We start from the raw sequence: 25,408 nt of genomic DNA, 5'->3' as shown, positions 1-25,408 counted from the left end.
TGACAGCACATCTCAGCATTGCTCGGTTTTGATTTTAAGTTGCTTCAAAATGGTGTTTTCAAACTCAATACCTATCCAGACTTCTTCTGGCAATGCCCATAGTACCTCAGTGGCAAAATTTTGACACAACAGAGCTTTTTTTTCAGACATGAGGATGACTTCATTCGGGGGAAAGTCGAAGTCATTTGCTACAAATCGATGATGTTCCGAGAATGAATGTAATATGGCACCAGTATTTAGTCCGGCTGTTTGTATCGCAGCAAACATCCACTCTTCGTCACTTTCATCGACTATTACATGTATCGGTATTTCTTCGAAGCTTGATAATAATCGACGGTTTTCGGGTTTAAGTACGTTATACACTGTTTCTGTGATCCATTTAATTGGATACTTTGTATGCCAATTATCGGTGATCATTGTAAAATTATGTTCTCCTCCGGCTACGAGAATAATACTGTCTTGATTTAGTCGCCGAGGGTTAGTGCGTAATGGACCAGCAGGCAATAAAAGTCCGTTGCCGTAGGCATAATCGGAAAAATCAACCAAGGTTATTTCGATATCCCGCTCGAGTTGGTGATATTGCAGTATGTCGCTAAAAATAAGCACGTCGCAATTTGGATGAGCATACAGTAGTGCTTGGGCCGTTTGAATGCGATCATTGCCTGTCCAAATCAGGCAAGTGGCGCCGAGATGGTGTGTAAATAATAGTGTGTCACTATCAGTGGTTTCAGGTGTCGTGGCGGATGTAATGGCAATAGGCGGTTTTGCGCTAAAGTTTCTGCGAATCACAATTCCGGGTGTGTAGCCGTGTCTCGCCAAGTTATTGACTAACCAGAGTATTAACGGTGTCTTGCCATTAGCCTCAATGCTGATAGCATCAACACTGATAACTGGAACGGGTAATTTAGTGGACGGAAGAATATCCAGCCAATAGCATAATTTTCTAGTTATCAGGGACAACTCGTAGACTAGGCTAATCGGCCATAAAATAATGTGCAGAGGAGTAAATCGATGCCAATAAAGCGCGGATAATTTCATGTTTTGAAAAGCTGAGAGTAGCGTGAGTCTAGAAACATCGGTGCAGTATATGAATAGGTATTTATTCGGATAATCTGGTTAAGCTGATTCATAAATGAAATGACCTTTCCACTAGCTAGGTGATTTGCTACGTTTTGCTGAATCATTAGCTAACGTATTGAGTGCATCGACTAGGAAGCATAGTACAACACAATCTTTTAATTTAAAAATAATCTGCTGAATATCGAGACTTGATGGCCCTGTAGCATACAGTACCTCATCCGCTATAATAGCGGTTTTTATCCGTCGCATTTATTCTTCACTCCATGGAACTTGAAAAAAGCTTTGATCCAAAACGAATCGAAGATCGTTGGTATTCGATTTGGGAGTCAGCCGGTTATTTTAAGCCGGAAATGACAGAAAACTCTTCTGCCTATTGCATTATGCTGCCGCCTCCGAATGTCACCGGCACATTACATATGGGGCATGCTTTTCAGCATACGTTGATGGATGCATTAACGCGTTATCATCGCATGCTTGGCGAAAACACTTTGTGGCAACCAGGTACCGATCATGCTGGTATTGCAACGCAAATCGTGGTTGAACGTCAATTGGATCAACAGAATCTGGATCGCCGCAAAATGGGGCGGGAAGCTTTTCTCGAACGTGTTTGGCAGTGGAAAGAACAATCGGGCTCAACTATTACGCGGCAAATGCGTCGGCTCGGGAATTCCTGTGACTGGACGCGCGAACGATTTACGATGGATGTGGCGTTATCGCGCGCTGTCGTGGAAGTCTTTGTGCGTTTGTACCGTGAAGGATTGATTTATCGCGGTAAGCGGTTAGTGAATTGGGATCCGGTACTACAAACGGCAGTTTCCGATTTGGAAGTTGTCGCGACGGAAGAAAATGGCTCACTGTGGCATATTCGTTATCCGTTAGCATCAACGAGTCCAGCCGATAGCACTCACCAAACCGAGTCGCTGGTGGTGGCTACCACGCGACCTGAAACAATGCTTGGTGATGTTGCGATCGCTGTGCATCCGGAGGATCCACGTTATCAGCATTTGATAGGGATGCAAGTACAGCTACCGTTGTGTAACCGAACGATTCCGATTATTGCGGACAGTTATGTCGACAAAGAATTCGGTACTGGCTGCGTTAAGATCACTCCAGCACATGATTTTAACGACTATCAGATTGGACAACGACATCAACTCGAACCCGTTAATATCCTGACACTAGATGGCAAAATCAATCAAAATGCACCAGTCACTTATCAGGGGCTTGATCGCTTTGATGCACGGAAGAAAATTGTTGCCGATTTGGATGCACAAGGCTTGTTGGTTGAAATTAAAGATCATAAATTAATGGCTCCGCGAGGAGATCGCACGCATACAATTATCGAGCCGATGTTGACTGATCAATGGTATGTGGCAATGGAAGGTTTGGCAAAAAGCGGTTTAGACGCAGTGGCAAAAGGTGATATTAAGTTCACTCCGGATAATTGGAGTCATACTTACAATCAATGGCTGGAGAATATTCAAGACTGGTGTATCTCGCGCCAGCTTTGGTGGGGACACCGCATTCCTGCGTGGTATGACGATCGAGGCCATGTATTCGTTGCACACAACTTGGAAGAAGCGCAGAAATTATCCGGTACTCATCAATTGAAACAGGATGAAGATGTATTGGATACATGGTTTTCATCCGCATTATGGCCATTCTCAACCTTGGGTTGGCCAGATGAAACTGCCGAGATCAAAGCATTTCTACCGACTTCGGTGTTGATCACAGGTTTTGATATCATTTTTTTCTGGGTTGCGCGCATGGCGATGATGTCGTTGCACTTCACCGGTAAGGTGCCTTTTAAAGAAGTGTATATCACAGGACTGATTCGTGATTCTGAAGGTCAGAAAATGAGTAAATCCAAAGGCAATGTGTTGGATCCACTCGATTTGATCGACGGCATCACGTTACGGGAACTGATTGCCAAACGTACGACGGGCTTAATGAATCCCAAGCAGGCCGAGGCCATAGAAAAAACTACCCGTAAACACTTTCCAGAAGGAATTCCGGCATTTGGTACAGATGCGTTACGCTTCACGTTTGCGAGTCTGGCATCGCATGGCCGCGATATCAAATTCGATATGCAGCGTTGCGAGGGCTATCGCAATTTTTGTAACAAATTATGGAATGCGACTCGGTATGTCTTAATGAATTGTGACGGTGAGGATACCGGCTTGGATGAGTCACAGCCACTTTATTATCATGCGGCAGATCGTTGGATAATCGGTCGTTTGCAACAGGCTGAGTACAACATTGCACAGGCATTCAGTGATTTTCGTTTCGATCTCGCTGCGAGAGAGATTTATGAATTGGTATGGGATGAATACTGTGATTGGTATGTGGAATTGGCCAAAGTACAACTGAATAATAAGGATGCTGCAGTGCAACGCGCTACTCGCCGGACGTTGGTGCGTGTGTTGGAAGCTATGCTGCGATTAGCGCATCCGATTATTCCCTTCATTACCGAAGAATTGTGGCAAACTGTTGCGTCGCTTGCTGGAAGAACGGGTACTAGCATCATGAATCAACCATATCCACAAGCAAATCTAGAGCGAATTGATTCGCTTGCGGAAGAATCAATCGCCTTACTGAAAGATATGGTGAATGCGTGCCGTACATTACGCAGTGAAATGAATTTATCTCCTGCCACTAAAGTACCGCTGTGGGTTACTGGTGATCCTAGAACTTTGAATGAATTCTCACCTTACTTATCTACTTTAGCGAAGCTTTCTGATGTGCATATTTCAGAAAATTTACCGAACGTCGGTGCTCCGGTTTCAATTGTTGGAGATTTTCGACTGATGCTTAAAGTTGAAATTGATGTACCAGCCGAGCGTGATCGTTTATCTAAGGAAATGACTCGGATACAAGCAGAGATAGCCAAAGCGCAAGCAAAGCTTTCGAATGTGAGTTTTGTTGAACGCGCTCCGGAAAGTGTGGTGCTTCAGGAAAAAGAGCGACTACAAGCATTTACAGAGAAATTAAGCAAGATAAACGAACAATTCGTTAAATTGTCTTAGTTCTTTCTAAGATATTATAATTTTCGATAGAGCGCATAGAGCAGTATGATATTAATTATCAAGTTAATAAATTGGTTTATTACTATTCCGCCTTATGATCAAAAAAGTGAATGTTAACGAAGTCTGCCTCGGAATGTATATCCATGAGCTGCGTGGGAATTGGTTGGAACATCCATTCTGGAAAAAATCCTTTAAGTTGGATGATCCTAAAGATTTACAAAAATTGATTCATTCTGGAGTCCATGAAATATGGATTGATACGAATAAAGGACTTGATGTCGCGGCAGTAGCGGTGGTTTCGGAATCTGCTAAAGAGCCTGAATTTGAGCCTGAGAAGCCTGAATCTGAACCGGTTAAAATGCAACCAGCGATTAAGAAACAAGTATCATTTGACGACGAATTGGTTGTTGCAAAAAAAAATACACACTAAGGCTAAAAAGGTTGTAACGTCGATGTTTGGCGATGCTCGTTTAGGGAAGGCGTTGGATGTTCAGGGAGCAGAAGGATTGGTGGAGGACATTCAATCTTCGATCGAGAGGAATCCAAGTGCGCTACTGAGTTTGGCGCGATTAAAGAATGCTAATGAGTACACATACTTGCATTCGGTTGCGGTGTGCATGTTGATGATTGCATTGGCGAAGCAATTGAAGCTGTCTGAGAGTCAAACACGACAGGCGGGCGTGGCGGGGCTATTGCACGATGTAGGGAAAATGGCAATTCCTAGTGAAGTATTGGACAAACCTGGTAAATTGACGGATGAAGAATTTAATGTCGTAAAGCGGCATCCGCAGCACGGTTGGGAAATACTTAAAGCGAGCTACCAAGTTGACAATGTGGCTTTGGATGTGTGTTTGCATCACCACGAGCGCGTTGATGGTCGAGGTTACCCTGAGAAAATATCGGGCGACGACTTGAGTTTGTTTGCCCGCATGGGTGCGGTGTGTGATGTCTATGATGCGATCAGTTCCGATCGATGTTATAAAAAAGCCTGGGGGCCAGCCGAATCGATTAGCAAAATGACGGCATGGAGAGAAGGACATTTCGATGAAACAATCTTTCATGCTTTCGTCAAAACTATCGGCATCTATCCAAGTGGCACGTTACTGAAACTCAAATCGGGCCGTCTCGGTGTGGTGCTTGAGCAATCGAAAAAAAGCCTGGTTACACCGATTATCAAGGTATTTTTTTCAGTGCGATCTAATATGCATATACCTATAGAAATTATAGATCTATCGAAGGGCTCGGATAGTATCGATAGTATTGAAGATCCATCTAAATGGCAATTGAACGTTGATAGATTGCAAGGCATTGTTGAATAGACCGGAGAAGCCCCGGATAAGCTGGAGTCTGATCATAACGATTCTAGAAGCGATCTTGATGATGAGAGTGTTTTTCTGGGGTTTAAAATTTAGATAAGCAGTCCTTTCTCAGTACTGCTTCTTCCTTTTTTAGGTAGTGAAGTAAGCTACACTCGGTGCCTAACTTACTTTATTTCTGCGGGGGCGGTTCATGAGCACAGCTTTACATGAGATAGATGAACGTACTAATCTAACGGCCAGCAATAAATTTGAATTGTTGTTGTTCAGGTTAGGTGAGGCTCCAGGAACAGATCACCGCGAGTTATTTGGTATTAATGTTTTCAAAGTTCGGGAAATTTTGGTGATGCCGACGATTACCGCGCTTACCAATGTACACAGCAGCGTGATGGGTGTTGCTAATATACGCGGCCAGATTATCACTGTCATCAATCTGCCTAAAGTAGTTGGATGTGTGCCTAAAAAAGATACTCCAATCCTATTGGTTACCGAGTATGCGCGATCTACACAGGCTTTTGCTGTCGAAGAAGTCAGTGAGATCATACGCCTGGAATGGGATCAGGTCATCCCGGCCGAGGGAAGGGGGGCAGGTCTGGTTACCAGTATCGTACGCTTAGATCGTAATGCTGATTCAGCTCTGGTGCAGGTATTGGATGTAGAGCAAATTTTGCGTGATGTTTTACCAAATGCCACGGGTGATTTGGTGCAAGAAAGAAGTGTTGTTAAGGCTAATATACTGGCAGGAGCTTCAATTCTTGTTGCTGATGATTCTCCGCTCGCACGTGGTATGATCGAGAAAGGACTTGCTCAGCAAGGTGCGTCATTTATTATGACCAAAAGCGGGCGAGAGGCTTGGGAGCGAATCCAAGCAATATCGGATGCAGCAGTCGCTGAGGGTAAAACAATCAAAGATAAAATTGCTTTAGTGTTAACCGACTTGGAAATGCCGGAAATGGATGGATTTACTTTGACACGTAAACTTAAAAGCGATCATCGATTCAAATCTATTCCGGTGATGATCCATTCATCATTGACGGGTGAGGCCAATGAAAGCCTCGTTAAATCTTCTGGTGCAGATGCGTATGTAGTTAAGTTTTCGGCTGAAGATTTCACTGAAGCCATTCGTAAGGCGATTGAGAATAATCGTGGGTAGTTTTTTAGGGGATTATTTTGATAATGTGTTTAGTACATTGAGTGTCCCGCTAACGAGTAAATTCATTTCGTGCTGATTGATAATATACGGCGGCATAAAATAAACTGTTTTATCCAACGGACGCAGCAGTAATTGCTGTTTTAATGCGGCTTGAAAACACTGTGTTGCGAAATCATGTTCTTCAGTTTCAAACTCAAATGCCCAGATCATACCGCAATTACGAAAATTTCGTACTCTGGGATGTGTGGCAAGCGGTTCGCAAATTTTGTTTAAATATGTTGTTTTTCCACGATTGTTTGTGATTACATCTTGCTGCTCAAATAAATCTAGTGTGGCTAAAGCGGCTCGACATGCGAGTGCATTACCAGTGTGTGAATGAGAGTGTAGAAAGGTGCGAGATGATTTTTCATCATAGAAGGGTTGGTAAATATTATCGGAAGTCATTACCACGGAAAGTGGCAAATATCCACCGCTAAGTCCTTTGGCTAAGCATAAAAAATCAGGTACAGCATCAGCTTGTTCATAGGCAAATAAAGTTCCTGTTCGACCGAAACCAACCGCAATTTCGTCAGCAATCAAATGCACCTGGTATTGTGTGCAAATCTCTCTGGCGCGTTGCAAGTAAACAGGGTGATACATACCCATGCCAGCAGCACCTTGAACCAAGGGTTCGAGAATGAATGCAGCGGTAGTTGCATGGTGCTGCGCCAAATAATTTTCCAACATACTTGCGGCGCGAAGCGCATAATCTTTATGTGATTCCCCAGCGTCTGCATAGCGCCAATCAGGAGTTGGCATGGTAGCGCATTGACGTAGTAAGGGAGCATACATTTGTTTGAAAATTACAACGTCTGTTACAGATAATGCACCGAGTGTCTCACCGTGATAGCTATTTTTTAGATGAATAAAATTGGTTTTTTGTTGCTTACCGGATAATTGCCAGTAGTGAAAGCTCATTTTTAAAGCAATTTCTGTAGCAGACGCACCGTCACTGGCATAGAAACAATGCCCGAGTAGGTTCGCAGTCAAGCTTTTTAATTTTTCCGCTAGTTGTATTGCTGGTTCGTGCGCGAACCCGGCTAACATCACATGTTCTAGCTTATCGAGTTGATCACGTATTGCAGCATTAATATCAGGATTGCAATGTCCAAACAGATTAACCCACCAAGAACTAATTGCATCAAGATAGCGATTGCCATCGGCATCATATAACCAAGTACCTTCTCCACGTACAATCGGAATCAAAGCATGATTTTCATGCTGCTTCATGATGCTACATGGGTGCCAAACCGCTGCCATACTTCGTTGCTGTAGATCAAAAGAATATGCAGAAATGGCTTTCATAGACGAGGACTATATTCAGTTTAGTAAACTAGCAAAACACAATTTTTAGTTTAGAGGGGCGTTAGAAAACAAGAAATCGAGGGGTTATTCTCTTATTATAAGAGATTTTGCCAAACTATAGGGAGTAGGATTCCAAGCTGAAACTATTGCTCAAAGCTTTTCTCGATCAATAGAGATACTTTGCTTAATGACAACAACATTATGTGATCTGAGAATCAATCGGGGTATCACAAACTCGCTTTACTGGCGGTGTGGGGCCTCAATATTACGAGTTTGTTTCTATCTATGAATGAAATATTTATTTCAAAAGCGTCTAGAGAAAATCTTCCTCAGTTTCTACTACCTTCAGATCTAAATTCTTATTTTTCTCCTATTGTGCTTGGTAAATCCAAAAATTAAACCTAACCCTATCAGTAACATTGCATAGGTTTCAGGCTCCGGTACAGGGCTTACGTGACTGATGTTGGTAAAGAGGAAAGATTCATCATTATAATCAAGATCGCCCCCTCCATAGATATCTTCAAATCCAATATATGTTCCAGCCGGAATGTGCTGAGCGGAATCTCCGTTATAAGAGGCGGAATAAATGTGATTGCTATGATCAGTATTTTGAGATGTGTTTGAAGACCATGTTTGCCCTGTGTCAGATACATTTAACTGGAACGTTAGCGTATCTCCTGCATTTACATGTCCAAAAACGATATAGTCACCAAAATTAGAAGTGTGGTTATTAAACAAACCGGATGATGATTCCGGAGTAATAACACCGTTTACCAACAATGAGACGGTATTTGTATAAGCTGCCGAACTTCCTAAAAAATAAGCACCGATTTCTCCAGTCGATGTGGCAGTAAAAGTATAGGTTTGTGTATTAGCCGATCCCATATTAGGATATGAAACAAAATCTGCTTGTGCAGTAAATATTGAAAATGGGTTGGTTAGCAAAACAAATGCGAGTGATATAAATTTAAACAGCTTTTGCATGATATATCTCCAGAGGTCAATTTATGAGAAAACAAAACAGTTGCTTCTTGAGAGATATCTTACGGATTAGGGCTTAATTACCCTAGGTACATATGTGTTGGGTTTTGCTAAAAGATATACTGGTAATGTACTATAGGATTTGTTGGCATTTCACATAGATAACCACAGGCATTCACACCATAGTTATCATACCTTCATAATGCCTCCTCAGTTTATCATATCGTATATATTGTTCTACTTTTCTATTTTCCGCTGCTGAATTCAAATCTTTGCGTTGGTGGTGCTTTGTTTGTATCGGAAAAAACAGATACAAAAAGCCCGGAAATGGAGTATCTGCCATTTCCGGGCTTTTTTCGGAACTTGTTCTAGATTACGATGATATCGGTATTGGTTATGTCCAACCCAACGCCTACAATAGCAACCTGAGTCGCTGCATTGGCCCCATTTCCATCAGCATCGTACAGCAAAGCGCCGGTTGTATCGTTGTAGATAACAAAGTCATTGGCATCCGCAGCTTTCGTTCCCACCCTAAATTGATTAGCAGCCAATACACCTGTGTCCGTTAGCGCCTTGAATACGCTGCTTTCTAGTTGGATGGTATCGTCGGCCACACTAAAGTCGGTGACCTTATCAGCGGAACCATTCACGGTGAATTTGAAAATATCGCTGCCGGCACCGCCGGTCAGCGTATCCTTGCCTTGCTGTCCGTCGAGGGTGTCATCGCCATCACCCCCCTTGAGCGTATCATATCCACTTCCGCCATCCAGACTGTTACTTTTATCGTCACCCTTCAGAGTATCGCTAAACTTACTGCCTTGAACGTTTTCGATTTCCCGTAACGTATCGTTACCAGCACCGCCTGTTGCAGTTTCTGCAGCAAGATCTACCGTCACGGCTGAAGTGGCATCACTATAACTGGCCCAATCGACAAGTTTACCTCCAATCAAAGTATCGTCTCCTTGTCCTCCAGTCAGCCAATCGTTGCCATCTCCCCCGTCTAAAGTATTGTTGCCAGCATCGCCGATCAGAATGTCATCGGAAAAACTTCCGGTAGCATTTTCAATTCCTTGTAAAGTATCATTTCCTTCTTCTCCTGTGGCAGTTCCATTAGCCAAGTTGACAGTTACACTGCCATAAAAAGAGGCCCAATCAGTACCCTTGCCTCCGGTCAAGACATCATCTCCCCATCCACCAGTGAGCTGATCATCACCATCTCCACCTGTCAGCGAGTCATTACCATCTGCGCCTGTCAGTGAATCATTACCATTTCCTCCCACTAAAACATCGTTTCCATCATAGCCAAATAGAGTATTATCGCTAGAATTACCTATTAAAGTATCGGTAAACATACTACCTTCAACGTCCTCAATTCCTTTCAGAATATCGTTTCCTCCTCCTCCAGAGGCTGTTCCATTTTCCAGATTAACCGTTACTGCAGAAAGTGCTCCAAAATAAGAAACGGTATCGGTTCCCCAACCATCTCCACCAACCAGGGTATCCGATCCCAATCCCCCAATGAGTGTATCATCGGCAAAGCCTCCGATTAACGAGTCATTTCCATTACCGCCATCCAGTACGTTGAAAGCGTTATCGCCTCCCACTATGGAATCGTTGCCTTTGCCACCAGATAAGACATAATTGCCGAAATCGGAAACATCAATTCCACCAACCAAAGTGTCGTTGAAGTCGCTGCCGATCACTTGTTCAATACCTGAAAGCGTATCTTTTCCAGCGCCCCCAGTTGCTGTTCCTGTCCTGAGGTTGACGTTTACCGATGATGTGGCATCGGAATAATCGGCTGTATCGTAATTACTTCCTCCTGTTAAGACATCGTTACCTGCGCCTCCTTTCAGAAAATCAGAACCGGTGTCTCCGACCAGTGTGTCATTTCCGGCGCCGCCAAATAAAATACTGGTATTGAAGCCGGTACCACTGCGCAACGTGTCGTTGAATTTACTACCGGTCACACCCTCAATACCACTTAAAGTATCGTTGCCATCTCCTCCGCTAGCAGTACCAGCCGCAAGATTGACTGTCACTGCGGCTGGTGCATTGTCATAATGCGCCCAGTCCTTTGCAAATCCATCACCACCAATCAAAACATCATTACCTAACTTACCCGTCAAATCATCGGATACGTCATCCAGACCAACCAGAGTATCGTTTCCATTTCTACCAATATAAATAGCCATAATATTTCCTTAGTATTGAGTTACTTGATTAACAAATTAATGGATGTTTTATTTCTAACTTTCTAAGTATGCAGTCAATACACGGTCATTAATCCGTCATTTTCCAATTCCTCCTCTCAGTTGGTTATACTTCAAACAGGCTTTACAGTAATATTCCGTCCAATCAATCGCCTTGATATACGAGCGATGACCGGGTTGTGATAAAAATCATCAGCAACGATGCCGTTTTCATAACAATCCATCCACTGCCTGGTTTGAGGGTCGCACAAATGCTGCCGACGCAGACCTTCTTGAGTAAACCCAATAGCTACTGTACTTCGCTGTGAATGAGGATTATTGGCCAACACGAGTGATGTCAATTTATGCAATCCAATCTGATTAAAAGACAGATCCATGATGAGCATCATGACAACAGCCGTTGCTCGCTGGCGTTCGGCCTGATCGGGGATGCCGATGAGCAGTTCGGCCCGTCTGTGGGCGATTTGAATATCCACCAGACTCGCTAGTCCGATTGGTTTTAAATTGAATTGAGCAAGGGGTTGTTCAAGATTGGAACACACCGCTTTTTTGATGATTCGGTGCATGCTCCGGTAATGCGCAACGGAAAATTCACTTTTCTTGAGTGCATGCAGTATTGCTTCGGCGCTTTGCTTTTTTCTTCCCATTGGTAGCAGTTGCTGCATGAATGCTTCATTGTCATAACATTGCTGCAAAAAGGAAAAATCACTTTCTGTCGGTATGGCGAGATGAATTCCTCGACTGACAATCGGCTTACTCCAGTGAGGATCCACCATGAGCAGCCGATCCAGAAGTACAGCATAGTTTGGAAAAATCAATAACGCCTTCAAAATCAAATTACGGGCCTGATGGTAGTCTTGTTTCCGGAATTGCTCATCAATCAAGGCTAACCATTCAATCGCGTTCGATTTCGGTTGTGTTTCACTTACATTCTGTGTATGCGACTTTGACATGATTGAATTCGTTTTTTATGTTGTTCGTGAAACCCAAGGATATTAAAAAAGAATTAATGGAAGCTGAACAACATATTTTTGCTTTTATTTGATAAAAATACTTAGGAAGAATACGATATACCCTATACCGCTAATCTGTGTTGTGACAAAAAACACAATGACATTCTTCAGTTGATTATTGAACTTTTGTTTCTTCTTGGTTTTGCTGTCAAGTTGCTTATTGGATTCGGTTGAAAATATTCCATATGCAGAATTCGAAATGGCATATGATCGCCAGTAGGAAGGGTCAATTGATGCGGTTGACTTAGACCTGATAATCTTCGAGAAACTCTTAGAAATTCAATTACTATTCGATTGAAAGGTAATTAAAAAGGGATGAAGTACTAATTAGCGGTTGGATAAGTGATTGTATTAATAACAGTTAATCACTTATTCGGGTTACATGGGGAATAATAAATGAAAAATCGCCCACATGGGGTTATTTTATGCGGTGATCTTGGGTATTGTAGGACTTCCCTTTGCACCTGGTGGAGTTTATCTGATTTCGCTTGATGAATCTTGGTATGACACGCTTGCAGGTTTTGGGTTGATGGTTGCTGCTCACGATTATTCTATCTACGATTGACACCTGTCTTATATCGTTATGTGCTTCGGATGGAACAGTATGCGAAGACAGGTGCGCAGATTTGGGCTTGGGATCTTGGCAATCCATCTATTACCAATCTACCTCTTCCTGGCTATTATTATGGAGGGAAAAGACGGGATTTCGATGACGAATATAACTCTTCCATCATAGCGCTTGATCTTGATACAAGTCGCCGTATTTGGGGCCAATCATGATATTTGGGATTGCGATCTGCCAGTGCAGCCGATGTTTGTCGATATGCCCGATGACAATGGCGGTACAATCCCGTTGTTGATTCAGGTAACCAAGCGTGGTAAAAATCTTTGTACTTGACCGCCGTACAGGTGAACCGGTAACTAAAGTTGAGCAGTGCTTTGCACTCAAGCGAAATGAGACTTCGAATGGTGAGGATTATGCCGAGACGCAATCATTCTCAGTCGGAATGCCCGCAATTGGAACGAAGTCCTTGAGTGAAAAACGTATGTGGGGAGCACGCCAATTGATCACATGCTGTGTCGAATCAGCTTTAAACAAGCTCGCCATGGGGGATAATTTCCGGAATCGATTTGGTAGTCGACAACTCATTTGACAACAACCTACAGACACTGCAAAAGATTATACTATTAGTACTATCCAACCGAGTTTAGGTTTTTTTGTTGGTATGCCAAGCCTTGGACGGCCGATGACAACAAGGGTGTGTGTGTTTTTCATGGAAACACACAGGATTATTATCTTCGCGCGTATGATGTGGAAATAGGCGAAGTTCTTTGGCAGGATAGGTTACCTTCGGGCGCGCAAACGACCCCGATGACTTATATTGATGGATGCACAGGATGCTAATTCGTAGTTACGACGGCTAGTGGCGCTCGTTACAACCCGAGTGATTAGAGGGATTATATTGTTGCTTTTGCGTTACCCGTTAAAAAAATAAGCTCAGAGATTTGATTTCTTTGCTCGAGCCAAATTTGTTTTTAGCGATAGATTCTTCGTCTTAAAAGATGAGGAGTAGAATCCAGACTCATCGGGTTCAGCGGACCACATCATGCGAAAGAGATATATTATTTTTAAACGGAAAGGATTTTACTGAATATTATTCAGGATTGATCAATTGTTGCTTAATTCTTTGTATTTGGTTAATCATGTAATTTAATTATTGAATCACAAAATGACGTTTAACTGTATGAATCAAATAAAGTCTTTGTTTTTTGTAATGATCTTTCTGGTTTTCACTAACTATACCCATGCTGGTGTTCTTGAAAAAGCGTTGGAATCCAGGCAACTGCGCGTTGGCGTTTCGCTGTACGAACCTTGGGCTTTTAAGAACCAAGCGAACGACTTAATCGGATTTGAAATTGAGTTGGCTAAACAGCTTGCGAAAGATCTGGGGGTTCAACCTGTCTTTGTTACTCTTGAATGGTCACAATTGATCGATGCTCTTGAGGCAAAGCAGATTGATATTATCATATCTGGTATGGCGATAACGCCGGAGCGTGCATTGCGTGCCAATTTTTCCAATGCATATGCATCTGCAGGGTTTGATGTCGCAGCTTCGCTTTCAAAAACAGCCCATATTAATTCTTTGAGTGAATTGAATCACCCTGAAATGACAATCGGTGTGGTAAGCAATACTGTTCCCGAGCAATTAGCCAGAAAAATATTTGAGAAAGCCACCATAAAATCATTTAAACAACACTACGATGTCAGAAAAGCCATATTGAATAATGAAATTCATGCGTGGTTCGATTCGACACCAATTCCACGCTATCTGGCACTTGAATATCCCGATAAAGTAGACACCCCGCTTAAAGAGCCCTTGCTTGGCTACAAAGCTGGAATGGCCATCAATAAAGGCGATCAGGAATTCCTGAATTATCTTAATTCTTGGATTACTGTTCGTGATGCGGATGGATGGATTTCCTCCAGACATAAGCATTGGTTTGAATCGCTAGACTGGAAAAAGAAATAATGGCAGCCGTTTCATTCGATCGGATCGCTTGCACGATATGTGATCGGAGAGTATTTGCCATATTGCTAGTATTATTGGTTTCTATAGTCATGGCAGAAACAAAGCTAAAGCTTGATTTTCCAGATGAATTTTATAATAAGCGGTTATCCGATTCAGAATTCAATCGTCGTACCCAGTCACAAAATAACCCCGGAACCAAGACACCTAATCCCGGAACCAAGGCACGGCAATGGCCCGAGCATACCGATGAGCCGTCTAGGGTATATCGCTGGAAAGGGATTGAATTTCACCACGTAGATAATAATGAACAACATCCAAGTAGGATTCTCGATAGCTTCGATAAGCTTTCCGCACCGCAAACTGATCTGAAACCTCAGTTTGAGTTCCGTTTTTAAATCAATCTGATATATCAAAAAAATCAATATTCAGTACCCATGCAAGCAACTATCGTAAAACAATCCACGGCTAAAGTTGATTTGAATCAGATTGGCACGAATGAACTGAATATTGTGTTGACGGGTAGCTGGCATATACAGCAGAATCATCCGTCGTTTACTGATATTGAGTCATTAGTGCGCGATACGACACGCACTCGGGTAAGTTTCAATAGCCAAGCATTGGCCGACTGGGATACCAGCTTACTGATTTTCCTTTCTGGGTTATTTAAATTTGCCCAACAGCACCAAATGGAAATTGATCACTCCGGTTTGCCAGATGGCGTGCATCGTTTGATGGATTTGGCAAGTATTGAAACTCCCAATCCTAATACCAACAAAAAAAAGACTTCCCAAAACTTCGTTACGCAATTGGGTAATTCAACCTTAGATTGGTACCGTGGCGCAATAGGAATGCTCGCCTTTCTAGGTGAAATAATATTGTCTTTTCAGCGTTTTTTGCTTGGCAAGGCACAATATCGGAAATCCGATTTTTTCATGATTGTGCAAGAAGTCGGACCGCAAGCATTCGGAATTGTATCGCTTATTAGCTTTCTGGTTGGATTGATTTTGGCTTATATGGGAGCAATACAACTGAGTCAGTTTGGAGCGCAAATCTTTGTTGCTGATCTTGTGGGTATCGGTATGGTACGCGAGGTTGGTGCACTGATGACAGGAATTATTATTGCAGGCCGTACTGGTGCCGCATTTGCCGCACAGCTTGGAACAATGCAAGTAAATGAAGAAATCGATGCATTTAAAACTTTAGGAATTTCACCTATGGATTTTTTGGTGTTGCCACGCTTGCTAGCATTGATTTTAATGATACCACTGCTGACAATTTATTCTGGAATTGTCGGTATCTTAGCCGGGGCGATCATCGGTTACACTGTTTTTGATATTGGAGTCTTTGAGTATTACCATCAAACGGTACGTGCGCTTGATCTGAATCAGTTTGCGGTTGGAATCGCCAAAGGTACGGTTTATGGCATTTTAGTCGCATATGCAGGTTGCCTCAGAGGAATACAGTGCGGTCGTAGCGCTCAAGCAGTAGGACAGGCGGCAACATCGGCAGTAGTGACCGGTATATTATTGATTGTGATATTTGCATCACTGCTTACCGTGCTATTTCATAATCTGGGAATTTGATTGAATGACATCACCTTCTGAAGTCCACCAAAAAGGCACTGCTGCTGTTCGACAAAGCGCTCGTCCGCATATTGAAGTATGCGATCTTACCATGGCTTATGGAGATTACGTTATTCAACGTAATCTCAATTTCACGATAAATCGAGGTGATATATTTATTATCATGGGTGGTAGCGGTTGCGGCAAAAGTACTTTGCTGAAACATCTGATCGGACTCAAGCCACCTGCCAGCGGCGATATATTCATTGGTGATGAGAATTTCTGGAAAGCACAACCGGATCAACAGGAAGAAATCAAGCGCCGTTTTGGTGTTATGTTTCAGGCGGGAGCGCTCTGGAGCTCGTTGACACTGGCAGAAAACATCGCGCTGCCTTTGGGGGAATATACGCGATTATCCAAAAAGGAGATTGCTGAAATAGTCTCCTTTAAATTAGCACTGGTTGGTCTATCGGGATTTGAAACTTTCTATCCCTCTCAGATCAGTGGCGGTATGCAGAAACGAGCAAGTCTAGCGCGTGCCATGGCATTGGATCCAGAGATTCTGTTTTTTGATGAGCCTTCGGCAGGGCTGGATCCGATCAGTTCATTACGATTGGATCATCTGATTTTAGAGTTAAGCAATAGCTTGCGAGCAACAGTTGTAGTTGTGACGCATGAGCTAGCCAGTATTTTTACTATTGGTAATAATTCAGTGTTCCTGGATGCTGAATCAAAGACAATGCTAGCCACTGGTGACCCCAAAATTCTGCGCGATAAATCCGATATTCCGCAAGTGAGATCCTTCTTAAATCGAGGAGAAATATGAGTAAGCAAGCAAATCCCGCCATCATCGGGCTTTTTGTGTTGGGTGGTTTTATTCTGAGCATTGTGACTATTGTTTTATTGAGTAAAGGAGGGTTTTTTAAAGAGAGGCATGATTTTGTCATGTACTTTTCAGGCTCTGTCAATGGACTAAGTGTTGGAGCACCGGTTACTATGCGCGGTGTACAAGTGGGTATCGTTAAACATATATCTCTGGTTCAGGATTTTACTAGAGGAGAGATAATCATTCCCGTCGTTGCAGAGTTTTATCCCGGTAATGTTATACCTGTCGGGAAGAAAAAAACCGAACCGGTTAAGGAAACCGCAAAAAAATTAGTAGAAGAATTCGGCTTGCGTGCTCAGCTGCAGACGCAAAGCATAATAACAGGCCAGTTTTATGTACAGTTAGATTTCCATCCAAGAACCGCGTACAGGTACTACGGTGGGAATGACGATGATGGTGATGATGGTGATTATGACTATGATGACAAAATAATCGAGATTCCCATTATACCATCCACGCTGGAACTGCTGGAAAAGAAACTGGAGAAGTTTGAATTGTCTTCACTGGTCGAGGATTTGTCCTCAGCTGCCAAGGCAATTTCCCACTTGGCTAACAAACCGGAATTGGGTCAATCAATTCGAGAACTTGAAACGACACTGGCAACGATACATTCCCTAGCGCATTCAGCCGATGCTAGACTCATCCCTTTGTCGAATAAAGTTGAACGGTTGCTGGATGGATTACAAGGCACGCTATCTAGAATTGATACTGCAGCGACCAACTTCAAGGAGCTAAGTGATACAGAATCACCAACAATTTATAAAGTAAACACTGCAATGGATGAATTGATACGAGCCGCGAAATCGATACGAACGTTGGCTGATATGCTGGAGAATCATCCAGAAGTATTGATACACGGAAAAGGAACAGGAAAATAAATGGTACTCTCAAGAATTCGGCTTTTAATATCGCACATTGTTATCTGTACATCTGGTTTAATCCTGATAGGGTGCGTTTCTACACAGCCTACTCAATACTATATGTTAACCGGTATTGAGGATAATACCCGTGAAAATGCCTCTTCAACAGGTGCCTCCAGCGTACGAATTGGTTTGGGACCGGTAAAATTCCCGGAATATTTGGACAGATCGGCAATCATAGTACGAGGCCGAGACCCTGGTGCGGAAATTGTTATCAATGATTATCACCGTTGGGCTGAACCGCTGGATAAGAATTTTCTGAGAGTGCTATCCGATAATTTGGAAATACTGTTGAACAATGCATTTGTTACCACACTTCCTTGGAATAATTCAAAAGATATTGATTATCAGGTGATTATTCAAGTTGCACGTTTTGATGTGGATCTTAGCAACAAGGTTCAGCTATCCGCGCACTGGACCATTCGAAGAAAATCAGACGGCAAGACCGTACATGCACATAAAAGTGCTATTACACAGACAGCCGGTAGTAATGACTTTGCCGACATTGTCGAAACACAAAGTAAAGTAACCGGAATCTTCAGTCATGAAATAGCTTCCGAATTACAAAAAATTATCAATTAAAACTTAGTTTTTATTTTCAAAATTTTCTGCTGTGAGCGAATGTGAAATAGATTCGAATAATGGACTCGAATGATGCGTAGGTATCGAAAAGAAAAAGGAACCGTAAATTCTGTAAGCTAGTCCAAGTGTTTTTATTTTTTCTTGATAATGATTCCATCCTTGATCAATTGTTCTGAAATCACACTAGCAAAGCTTTTAGCAAAGGATTCCAGATTATCCGGATTGGTAGTTTCAGATTGAGCGGACCAGATCAGAGAGTCTGTTTCTACATCGTACACGTTGGCTTCTAAGAAGTAATTTTTATCGGTGGTATAGTATCCAGGATCATACATCATAGGGCTATAATAATTGTAATATCCCCAATAAGAACCATAATATCCGCCATATGCCATGGGTGGAGCATACATTGCAGTTCCAGGCACGTATCTGGTTTCAGTGGTTTTATCCAAAAGAGCAACGGTCAAAACTGCATCATGCCCCTGAGCTTGAAGGGTTTTGATGAATTTTTCCTTTTCAAATTCGATGAGTTTTTTGCCTTGAGGAATGACTACAGAAGAATTGGATGCTTTGATTCCATCCTGGATCAATGCATTTTGAATGTGATTTTCAAAGGCTTTTCGGCTGATGATATTTTCTGAAATACCGAAAATTACGATGTCATGATACTCGCCTCTTTTCTTTTCAGGATTGGTCCAGGAGCCTATCATTTTGGTATTTGATGTACAGGCGACTGCGATTGAGAAAAACACGACCATGATAAAGGCTATGACGACTCTGTGCATTTTTTTCATATGGTGAATTTATTCGTTGATGTTTATAGATAGGCAAAACAAATACTCTTTCCGATTCGAAATATACGTTAAGGTTGTATACTCAGTCAAATCTGCTGTTAAATGCTTAAGAAGCATCTGTTTTTAGTTAGGAAGCAATATATTCAGTGATCAGATCAAAAGAATGATCAAAACCTTATAACTAACAAAATAGAAAATTTTCTCAATCTCCTTTAAATTAATAAAATGCGCATATTACTTAGTAATGATGATGGATATTTTGCACCCGGTCTTATTTGTCTTGCGGAACATCTTGCCAAAATTGCAGAAGTTATTGTAGTGGCACCTGAACGAGATCGCAGCGGTTCAAGTAATTCTTTGACGTTGGATCGTCCATTGAATCTCCATAAATCGCATACAGGTTTTTATTTTGTCAATGGAACGCCAACTGATTGCGTGCATTTAGCAGTAACAGGAATGCTTGACATCATGCCAGACATGATCGTATCAGGAATCAATGACGGAGCTAACATGGGCGATGATACCATCTACTCTGGAACCGTTGCTGCAGCTACAGAAGGATTTCTACTTGGAATTCCTTCATTGGCAATCTCGCTAGTAGATGCGTCTGATGGTAATTTTACAACAGCTGCTCGCGTTGCAGTGGATATGGTTACGCGTTTTAGCAGAAATAATATTGCCGGTTCGGTATTATTGAACATCAATGTTCCCAATGTTGATTATGATCAAATTAAAGGTATTGAAGTGACGCGCTTAGGTCGCCGTCACAAAGCAGAACCCGTCATTAAAACGAAAAGTCCTCGTGGGGAGTCTGTTTATTGGGTTGGTGCGGCGGGACCTGTTCAAGATGCAGGGAAGGGGACGGATTTTTATGCTATTGAAAACAAAATGGTTTCTGTAACACCATTACAAATTGATCTTACTCGCTATGATCAATTGGATCGAATCAATACTTGGTTAAATAACAAGATATAATAGTTAATAGATTTCAGTAACTTAAAAATTCTTATGGGTGTTCATTGGTGAGTGTTCGTCATTCTGGAATTGGTATGACGTCGCAACGTACGCGGTTGCGAATGGTCGAACGGCTACGTACACAAGGTATCGCTGATGAGGTCGTTTTATCAGCGATAGGTTCTTTACCCCGGCATATATTTGTGGAAGAAGCTCTGGCAAGCAGAGCCTATGAGGATGTTTCACTGCCAATCAACTATGGACAAACAATATCGAATCCCTGGACTGTAGCGCGCATGAGTGAGTTGCTGCGCGCTAATGAACCATTAGGTAAGGTACTTGAGATCGGTACCGGTTGTGGTTACCAAACAGCAATACTGGCATGTATCGCTGAGAAAGTTTACTCGATTGAACGCATAGGTCCTTTGTTGACTAAAACGCGCATACGCTTGCAAGAACTGCAGATTAAAAATATTCATTTAAGGCACGCCGATGGTTTGCATGGTTTCGCAGAAGCAGCTCCATTTGATGGTATTATCATGACAGCAGTTGCTACACATATCCCGTCTTCGTTATTGGAGCAACTGAATATTGGAGGGCGCATGGTTTTTCCGAAAGGGACGCAAAAGCAGAATTTATACATGATTGAACGTACTAGTACAGGTTATTCTGAAACAATATTAGAAGAAGTGAATTTTGTACCTTTGCTATCAGGTGTGGTTAAAAAGTAATGATACTGAGGATATCCGATATGACGAATAGTTTAGGGCTACTAACAATCAACAAAAAATATCGAGATGCTACTTTAAAGATATTTGGAGGATTGATTTCCATCAAAAAGCATAACCTACCTTTTTGGGTGGCTATTTTTTATTTGATTGGATGTAGTACTACACAAAAGCCTGCACCTGTTGTCGATCGAGAAAGAGTAAGCGCAGTGCAATCTGGAACGAGTAGAATCGGGGATTTAACTAACCAATACCACATCGTGCAAAGGGGCGACACCTTGCATAGCATTGGTACGACTCATGGTATTGATGTGCAAAAACTAGCAGAGTGGAATAATATTTCTGATCCTCGTTCACTTAAAATCGGTCAAAGACTTAATTTATACATTCCAAAGCCTGATTCTCAGCCCACGTTATACGCTTTGACCGATCAACCCATTCAGAGCATGCCAGAATCAGTGCCGTCATCCAGCGTAGCCATGCCACCAGAAAATGCTGTTAGTAATGCAAGCGTTACTGCTCATCACGATAATATTAAAAGAACACCCAAGGCGATTAAATTGCCTTATTCAGAGCAAAATATGGCACAGTTAAAACGGTCGAATACACAAGCGGGAATGATGCCCATGGCTGCTACATCGAGTGCCGCAGCAGTATCATCCAATAATACATCAGAACTAACTACCCCGCCGGTCGAGAGAAATACTCGAATTGTGCCAGCGCCTTCCGCGGAAGCTCAAAAGAATGAAAGAACTTCCCATGATTTGTCTGCCGACTGGATTTGGCCAGCCAATGGAAAAATCCTTTCGACTTTCTCCAAAAATTCTAAAGGTGTAAAGATTTCTGGGCAACTTGGAGAGGCTGTTCTAGCTTCGGCATCTGGCGCAGTGGTTTATAGTGGTAATGGTTTGCGGGGCTATGGAAATTTAATCATCATTAAGCATAACGATACCTATCTTAGTGCTTATGCGCACAACAGTAAAATATTGGTGAAAGAAGGTGACTCGGTAACCAAAGGACAGAAGATTGCGGAAATGGGAAATACGGATTCAGATACAGTGCAATTGCATTTTGAAATTCGTAAAAATGGTAAGCCCGTTGACCCATTAACATACCTACCGAATCCGTCCTAACGATGCCCGTATTGACATGCAGCATAAGTTTGATTTCTATCGTTCCCATCCATGGAAGTAACGTTCTTACTTCCTGAATCTCTCCTATTTTACAATGTCAGCTTTAGAAGAATCTTATGCGGCTATAGACTTAGGTTCGAATAGCTTTCATATGGTTGTCGCCAACTTTGTCGACGGCAATTTGCAAGTTATTGACCGCATGAAAGAAATGGTGCGACTAGCCTCTGGGCTGAACAGCAAAAAAGATTTATCGGAAGAATCCATACAACAAGGACTCGAGTGCTTGCAGCGATTCGGTCAGCGTATCAAAGAGATCCCAACAACTAATGTACGTGCGGTTGGAACAAACACCTTGAGATTGGCTCGCAACAAAGAATTATTTTTATCGCAAGCACATGAGGCCTTAGGGCACTCAATTGAAATTATTGCTGGACGCGAAGAAGCAAGGCTCATTTATTCGGGAGTTGCCCACAGTACATATGACGAAACGAGTAAACGATTGGTGATTGATATCGGAGGTGGGAGTACTGAACTTATTATCGGTCAGGGTTATGACACCTTCCAAACTGAGAGTTTACATATGGGATGCGTCAATATGGGGCAACGGTTTTTTGAAGACGGGAAAATCAAATCCAAAAAAATGCGCAAAGCTACTTTATTTGCAATGCAAGAATTGGAATCGATTGGCAATCTATATAAGAGCGTTGGTTGGGATTATGCATTGGGATCTTCCGGAACAATTTTGGCGATTCGTGACGTCGTTCAATCTCAAGGTTGGTGCGATTCTGGCATTACTGCTTCAGCGTTAGTGCGCTTGACAGAGCTTTTGATTGCAATTGGTGACAGCGAAGCGCTAAACCTAGAAGGATTATCCGAGCGTAGGAAGCCTGTTTTTGCCGGCGGTATGGCTATACTACTGGCAATTTTTGAAACATTTGGCTTAGAGAAAATGAATGTATCGGATGGAGCGCTACGCGAGGGATTATTATACGATTTGATTGGCCGAACACATAACGAAGATATTCGTGATAAAACCATTACTGCCGTTGCTAATCGTTACAATATTGACATACAACAAGCTAATCGTGTTAAAGGTACGGCTAAAGCACTGTTTGATCAGGTACGAGAGAATTGGCAATTGGATGAAAAGGTCGATTTAAAAATTCTAATGTGGGGAGCGATGATTCATGAGATCGGTCTATCCGTTGCACATTATCAGTATCACAAACATGGCGCATATTTAACTGCTAACTCGGATCTGGCAGGATTTTCTCAACAAGATCAAAAAAAACTCGCCATGCTTGTTCGAAGTCATCGGCGTAAATTTCCAACCGAAGAATTTCAATCGATTGTCGCTCCCACTAAAGCGTCATTGATGAAACTTTGCGTACTATTGCGACTTGCAGTTGTATTGCATCGCGGAAGAACTGCTCTTGATCTTTCAAAGATCGCAGTTAATACCAATAAAGATAGCATCGATTTAATATTTCCTGATGCCTGGTTGGAGCAGCATCCACTTACTTTATTGGACTTAAATACCGAGCAAAATTACTTGCAAGCCACTGATATTAGATTATCAGTTCATTGAGTTATTTTCTTCATAAGCAGCTCTGCTCTGAGAAAAATACTTTGTTTTTATATGATTGCATCGGTAGGTATCCTCTACAAATATTGATATCACGCCTACTTTTCAATCGACTTATTCTTTATGGGACTTAGTCCGATAGCAGCAATAATCATCCCAAGGATTGCTAATCCCGCTAGAATCGGAAACATACCCAAATAGCTTCCCGTAATGTCTTTAATATTGCTGGATATCAGCGTTCCTAGGATAGCTCCAGCACCAAATGCAGTGAATACCACTCCGTAATTCTGTGCATAATGCTTCTTTCCGAAAAATATTCCGGTCGATGTGGGAGCTATTGCAAGCCATCCTCCCAAACACATCCATAATATGCAGAATGTAAATAGGTACAGTATCGTGCTTCCTTGTTCAAAAAAAGACACGAGTAGAGATACACTTAGTATCATGGCAAATGAGATAATGGCGGTGTATTTCGGGCCCAGTTTATCGGTCATGGCGCCAAAAAGTGGTCGCCCCAGGCCATTAAATACCGCAAATAAGGAAACAGCGAGTGCCACCATGGCTGCATTTAGCTTGGTAATTTCTGTTCCAATAGGGAATGCTATTCCAACGGCCATTAATCCAGACAGGCAACCGATCGTGTAAGTAGCCCATAACGCATAGAAATGACGTGTCTTGAGCATTTCTTGTCTGCTAAGATCCGAGGTTGAGGTGGTGGTCGTTGCAATTACTGCAGTCAGTTTTGTTCCTGCGGGTATCCATCCGGTTGGTGGAAAACTCAATAACTGCGCTAAGAGCAGGATCACGATTCCCAGTGAGATTCCTAAATAAAGAAATGTTTGAAGTATTCCAATATCTGGATGATCGATCATTGCTTTCATGAGTGGGGCCATTACCAATGCAGATACACCAAAGCCCATAACCGTTAAGCCAATTGCTAAACCACTTTTTTGTGGAAACCATTTTGCAACAACCGCAATCGGGCAGCCGTAAACAATGCCGACCCCTGCGCCGCCGATGACACCATATAAAAGAGTTAGGATGGTGATATTTGGAGAAAAGCTTGCAGCAACCCACCCTGTTCCAACGAGTAAGCCACCAAGCATCGTGGTTTTCTTGGGTCCCCATTTTGCCATCAGGTTTCCTGCCAGTGGCATCGTAATTGCGAATATGGCCAGGAAAACCATAAATGGATAACCGCTCTGACTTGAAGTGATCTCCCACAATGATTCCAAAGGTTTTCTAAAAATACTGAATGCGTAAATAGATCCAAGGCAAACATTGATTAATAGTCCAATAATTACCAATAACCACCTGCTTTTTTCTGCTGCTACACCAAATAATTTTAAGTTTTGCTCAATCATTTTATTTTTTATCATTATTCTCATTGTTATTCGTTTTTTATACCGTGATTATGCTGTTTCTAGTGTTTGCTGGGCTTTTATCCGAATAGCCATAATACGATAAGAGGTCTTTGCAAAAGTCCTTTGGTATATTTTCATATTATTTCTTTATTAACATTAAATTTTAAGAGGTGGGGTTTTGCAAAGGTCTCAATAAGTAAATATGTTTTTTTATTGATTGACATGCTTATCGATTAGTACGAACAT

Annotated in this window: 26 protein-coding genes; 18 read left to right on the top strand and 8 right to left on the bottom strand. The window is 42.2% G+C overall.

What is annotated here, in order from left to right; all coding sequences use genetic code 11:
- Positions 1-12: 12 nt before the first annotated feature.
- Positions 13-1,038, bottom strand: coding sequence for a tetraacyldisaccharide 4'-kinase (lpxK, locus tag W03_RS07470; protein WP_244072379.1), 1,026 nt, complete (start codon positions 1,036-1,038; stop codon positions 13-15).
- 111 nt (positions 1,039-1,149) lie between these two features.
- A complete protein-coding gene (locus W03_RS07465; RefSeq protein WP_244072378.1) occupies positions 1,150-1,329 on the bottom strand; it encodes a hypothetical protein in 180 nt (59 codons plus the stop codon).
- A gap of 14 nt (positions 1,330-1,343) precedes the next feature.
- On the opposite strand from W03_RS07465, the gene W03_RS07460 reads away from it, so the two are divergent.
- The 4 genes from W03_RS07460 (at position 1,344) to W03_RS07450 (ending at position 6,575) form a co-directional block, all read left to right on the top strand.
- A complete protein-coding gene (locus W03_RS07460) occupies positions 1,344-4,106 on the top strand; it encodes a valine--tRNA ligase (protein ID WP_244072377.1) in 2,763 nt (920 codons plus the stop codon).
- A gap of 94 nt (positions 4,107-4,200) precedes the next feature.
- On the top strand, positions 4,201-4,536 hold the full coding sequence (locus tag W03_RS13465; protein ID WP_309296091.1) for a DUF3391 domain-containing protein: 336 nt from the start codon (positions 4,201-4,203) through the stop codon (positions 4,534-4,536).
- Positions 4,537-4,558: 22 nt separating this feature from the next.
- Complete coding sequence (locus W03_RS07455; protein ID WP_309296090.1) at positions 4,559-5,425, top strand: HD-GYP domain-containing protein; 867 nt, start codon at positions 4,559-4,561, stop codon at positions 5,423-5,425.
- Positions 5,426-5,615: 190 nt separating this feature from the next.
- Positions 5,616-6,575: a chemotaxis protein gene (locus tag W03_RS07450; RefSeq protein WP_244072376.1), complete on the top strand. Its 960-nt coding sequence runs from the start codon at positions 5,616-5,618 to the stop codon at positions 6,573-6,575.
- A gap of 12 nt (positions 6,576-6,587) precedes the next feature.
- Here the strand turns inward: W03_RS07450 and bioA are convergent, their stop codons facing one another.
- From bioA to W03_RS07430, 4 genes are all read right to left on the bottom strand, one after another.
- Complete coding sequence (gene bioA, locus W03_RS07445) at positions 6,588-7,919, bottom strand: adenosylmethionine--8-amino-7-oxononanoate transaminase (RefSeq protein WP_244072375.1); 1,332 nt, start codon at positions 7,917-7,919, stop codon at positions 6,588-6,590.
- A gap of 351 nt (positions 7,920-8,270) precedes the next feature.
- Positions 8,271-8,903, bottom strand: coding sequence for a DUF4114 domain-containing protein (locus W03_RS07440; RefSeq protein WP_244072374.1), 633 nt, complete (start codon positions 8,901-8,903; stop codon positions 8,271-8,273).
- A 365-nt stretch (positions 8,904-9,268) separates the two neighbouring features.
- A complete protein-coding gene (locus tag W03_RS07435; protein ID WP_244072373.1) occupies positions 9,269-11,095 on the bottom strand; it encodes a calcium-binding protein in 1,827 nt (608 codons plus the stop codon).
- A 131-nt stretch (positions 11,096-11,226) separates the two neighbouring features.
- Complete coding sequence (locus W03_RS07430) at positions 11,227-12,066, bottom strand: GNAT family N-acetyltransferase (protein ID WP_244072372.1); 840 nt, start codon at positions 12,064-12,066, stop codon at positions 11,227-11,229.
- Positions 12,067-12,538: 472 nt separating this feature from the next.
- Here W03_RS07430 and W03_RS07425 point away from each other — a divergent pair, with 472 nt between their 5' ends.
- The 10 genes from W03_RS07425 to W03_RS07385 all read left to right on the top strand — a co-directional run bounded on the left by W03_RS07425 (position 12,539) and on the right by W03_RS07385 (position 18,607).
- Positions 12,539-12,691: a hypothetical protein gene (locus tag W03_RS07425; protein WP_244072371.1), complete on the top strand. Its 153-nt coding sequence runs from the start codon at positions 12,539-12,541 to the stop codon at positions 12,689-12,691.
- 29 nt (positions 12,692-12,720) lie between these two features.
- The gene (locus W03_RS07420; protein WP_244072370.1) at positions 12,721-12,906 is read left to right on the top strand and encodes a hypothetical protein; all 186 of its coding nucleotides are present in this window, start codon (positions 12,721-12,723) and stop codon (positions 12,904-12,906) included.
- 95 nt (positions 12,907-13,001) lie between these two features.
- Positions 13,002-13,280, top strand: coding sequence for a hypothetical protein (locus W03_RS07415; protein ID WP_244072369.1), 279 nt, complete (start codon positions 13,002-13,004; stop codon positions 13,278-13,280).
- A gap of 107 nt (positions 13,281-13,387) precedes the next feature.
- Entirely contained in the window at positions 13,388-13,531 is a 144-nt protein-coding gene (locus W03_RS13530; protein WP_375792716.1) for a hypothetical protein, read from the top strand.
- A gap of 340 nt (positions 13,532-13,871) precedes the next feature.
- Positions 13,872-14,657, top strand: a complete 786-nt coding sequence (locus tag W03_RS07410; protein ID WP_244072368.1) for a transporter substrate-binding domain-containing protein — start codon at positions 13,872-13,874, stop codon at positions 14,655-14,657.
- Positions 14,657-15,052, top strand: a complete 396-nt coding sequence (locus W03_RS07405) for a hypothetical protein (RefSeq protein WP_244072367.1) — start codon at positions 14,657-14,659, stop codon at positions 15,050-15,052. Before W03_RS07410 ends, W03_RS07405 begins: the two co-directional genes overlap by 1 nt.
- Positions 15,053-15,091: 39 nt before the next feature.
- Positions 15,092-16,240: an ABC transporter permease gene (locus tag W03_RS07400; RefSeq protein WP_244072366.1), complete on the top strand. Its 1,149-nt coding sequence runs from the start codon at positions 15,092-15,094 to the stop codon at positions 16,238-16,240.
- Positions 16,241-16,244: 4 nt separating this feature from the next.
- Positions 16,245-17,045, top strand: coding sequence for an ABC transporter ATP-binding protein (locus W03_RS07395; RefSeq protein WP_244072365.1), 801 nt, complete (start codon positions 16,245-16,247; stop codon positions 17,043-17,045).
- On the top strand, positions 17,042-17,983 hold the full coding sequence (locus tag W03_RS07390) for an MlaD family protein (RefSeq protein WP_244072364.1): 942 nt from the start codon (positions 17,042-17,044) through the stop codon (positions 17,981-17,983). The genes W03_RS07395 and W03_RS07390 overlap by 4 nt, the downstream gene beginning before the upstream one ends.
- 102 nt (positions 17,984-18,085) lie before the next feature.
- Positions 18,086-18,607 carry a membrane integrity-associated transporter subunit PqiC gene (locus tag W03_RS07385; protein WP_244072363.1) on the top strand — a complete coding sequence of 174 codons (522 nt, stop codon included), beginning with the start codon at positions 18,086-18,088 and terminating at the stop codon, positions 18,605-18,607.
- Between the two features lie 131 nt (positions 18,608-18,738).
- On the opposite strand, the gene W03_RS07380 is transcribed toward W03_RS07385, so the two are convergent.
- The gene (locus W03_RS07380; protein ID WP_244072362.1) at positions 18,739-19,398 is read right to left on the bottom strand and encodes a hypothetical protein; all 660 of its coding nucleotides are present in this window, start codon (positions 19,396-19,398) and stop codon (positions 18,739-18,741) included.
- 225 nt (positions 19,399-19,623) lie between these two features.
- Here W03_RS07380 and surE point away from each other — a divergent pair, with 225 nt between their 5' ends.
- The 4 genes from surE (at position 19,624) to ppx (ending at position 23,801) form a co-directional block, all read left to right on the top strand.
- Positions 19,624-20,373 (top strand): 5'/3'-nucleotidase SurE, encoded by a 750-nt coding sequence (gene surE, locus W03_RS07375; protein ID WP_244072361.1) that lies wholly within the window; start codon positions 19,624-19,626, stop codon positions 20,371-20,373.
- 47 nt (positions 20,374-20,420) lie between these two features.
- Positions 20,421-21,083, top strand: coding sequence for a protein-L-isoaspartate(D-aspartate) O-methyltransferase (locus W03_RS07370; protein ID WP_244072360.1), 663 nt, complete (start codon positions 20,421-20,423; stop codon positions 21,081-21,083).
- Between the two features lie 20 nt (positions 21,084-21,103).
- Positions 21,104-22,213, top strand: coding sequence for a peptidoglycan DD-metalloendopeptidase family protein (locus W03_RS07365; RefSeq protein ID WP_244072359.1), 1,110 nt, complete (start codon positions 21,104-21,106; stop codon positions 22,211-22,213).
- 94 nt (positions 22,214-22,307) lie between these two features.
- Positions 22,308-23,801, top strand: a complete 1,494-nt coding sequence (gene ppx / locus W03_RS07360; RefSeq protein WP_244072358.1) for an exopolyphosphatase — start codon at positions 22,308-22,310, stop codon at positions 23,799-23,801.
- 95 nt (positions 23,802-23,896) lie between these two features.
- Here the strand turns inward: ppx and W03_RS07355 are convergent, their stop codons facing one another.
- Positions 23,897-25,177, bottom strand: coding sequence for an OFA family MFS transporter (locus W03_RS07355; RefSeq protein ID WP_244072357.1), 1,281 nt, complete (start codon positions 25,175-25,177; stop codon positions 23,897-23,899).
- Positions 25,178-25,408: the final 231 nt, after the last annotated feature.

Origin of the sequence: Nitrosomonas sp. PY1 (genome assembly GCF_022836435.1) — a bacterium.
In the GTDB taxonomy this organism is placed as follows: domain Bacteria; phylum Pseudomonadota; class Gammaproteobacteria; order Burkholderiales; family Nitrosomonadaceae; genus Nitrosomonas.
The sequence above is the reverse complement of the archived record's forward strand: the minus strand, read 5'-3'. Positions and strand labels throughout refer to the sequence as shown.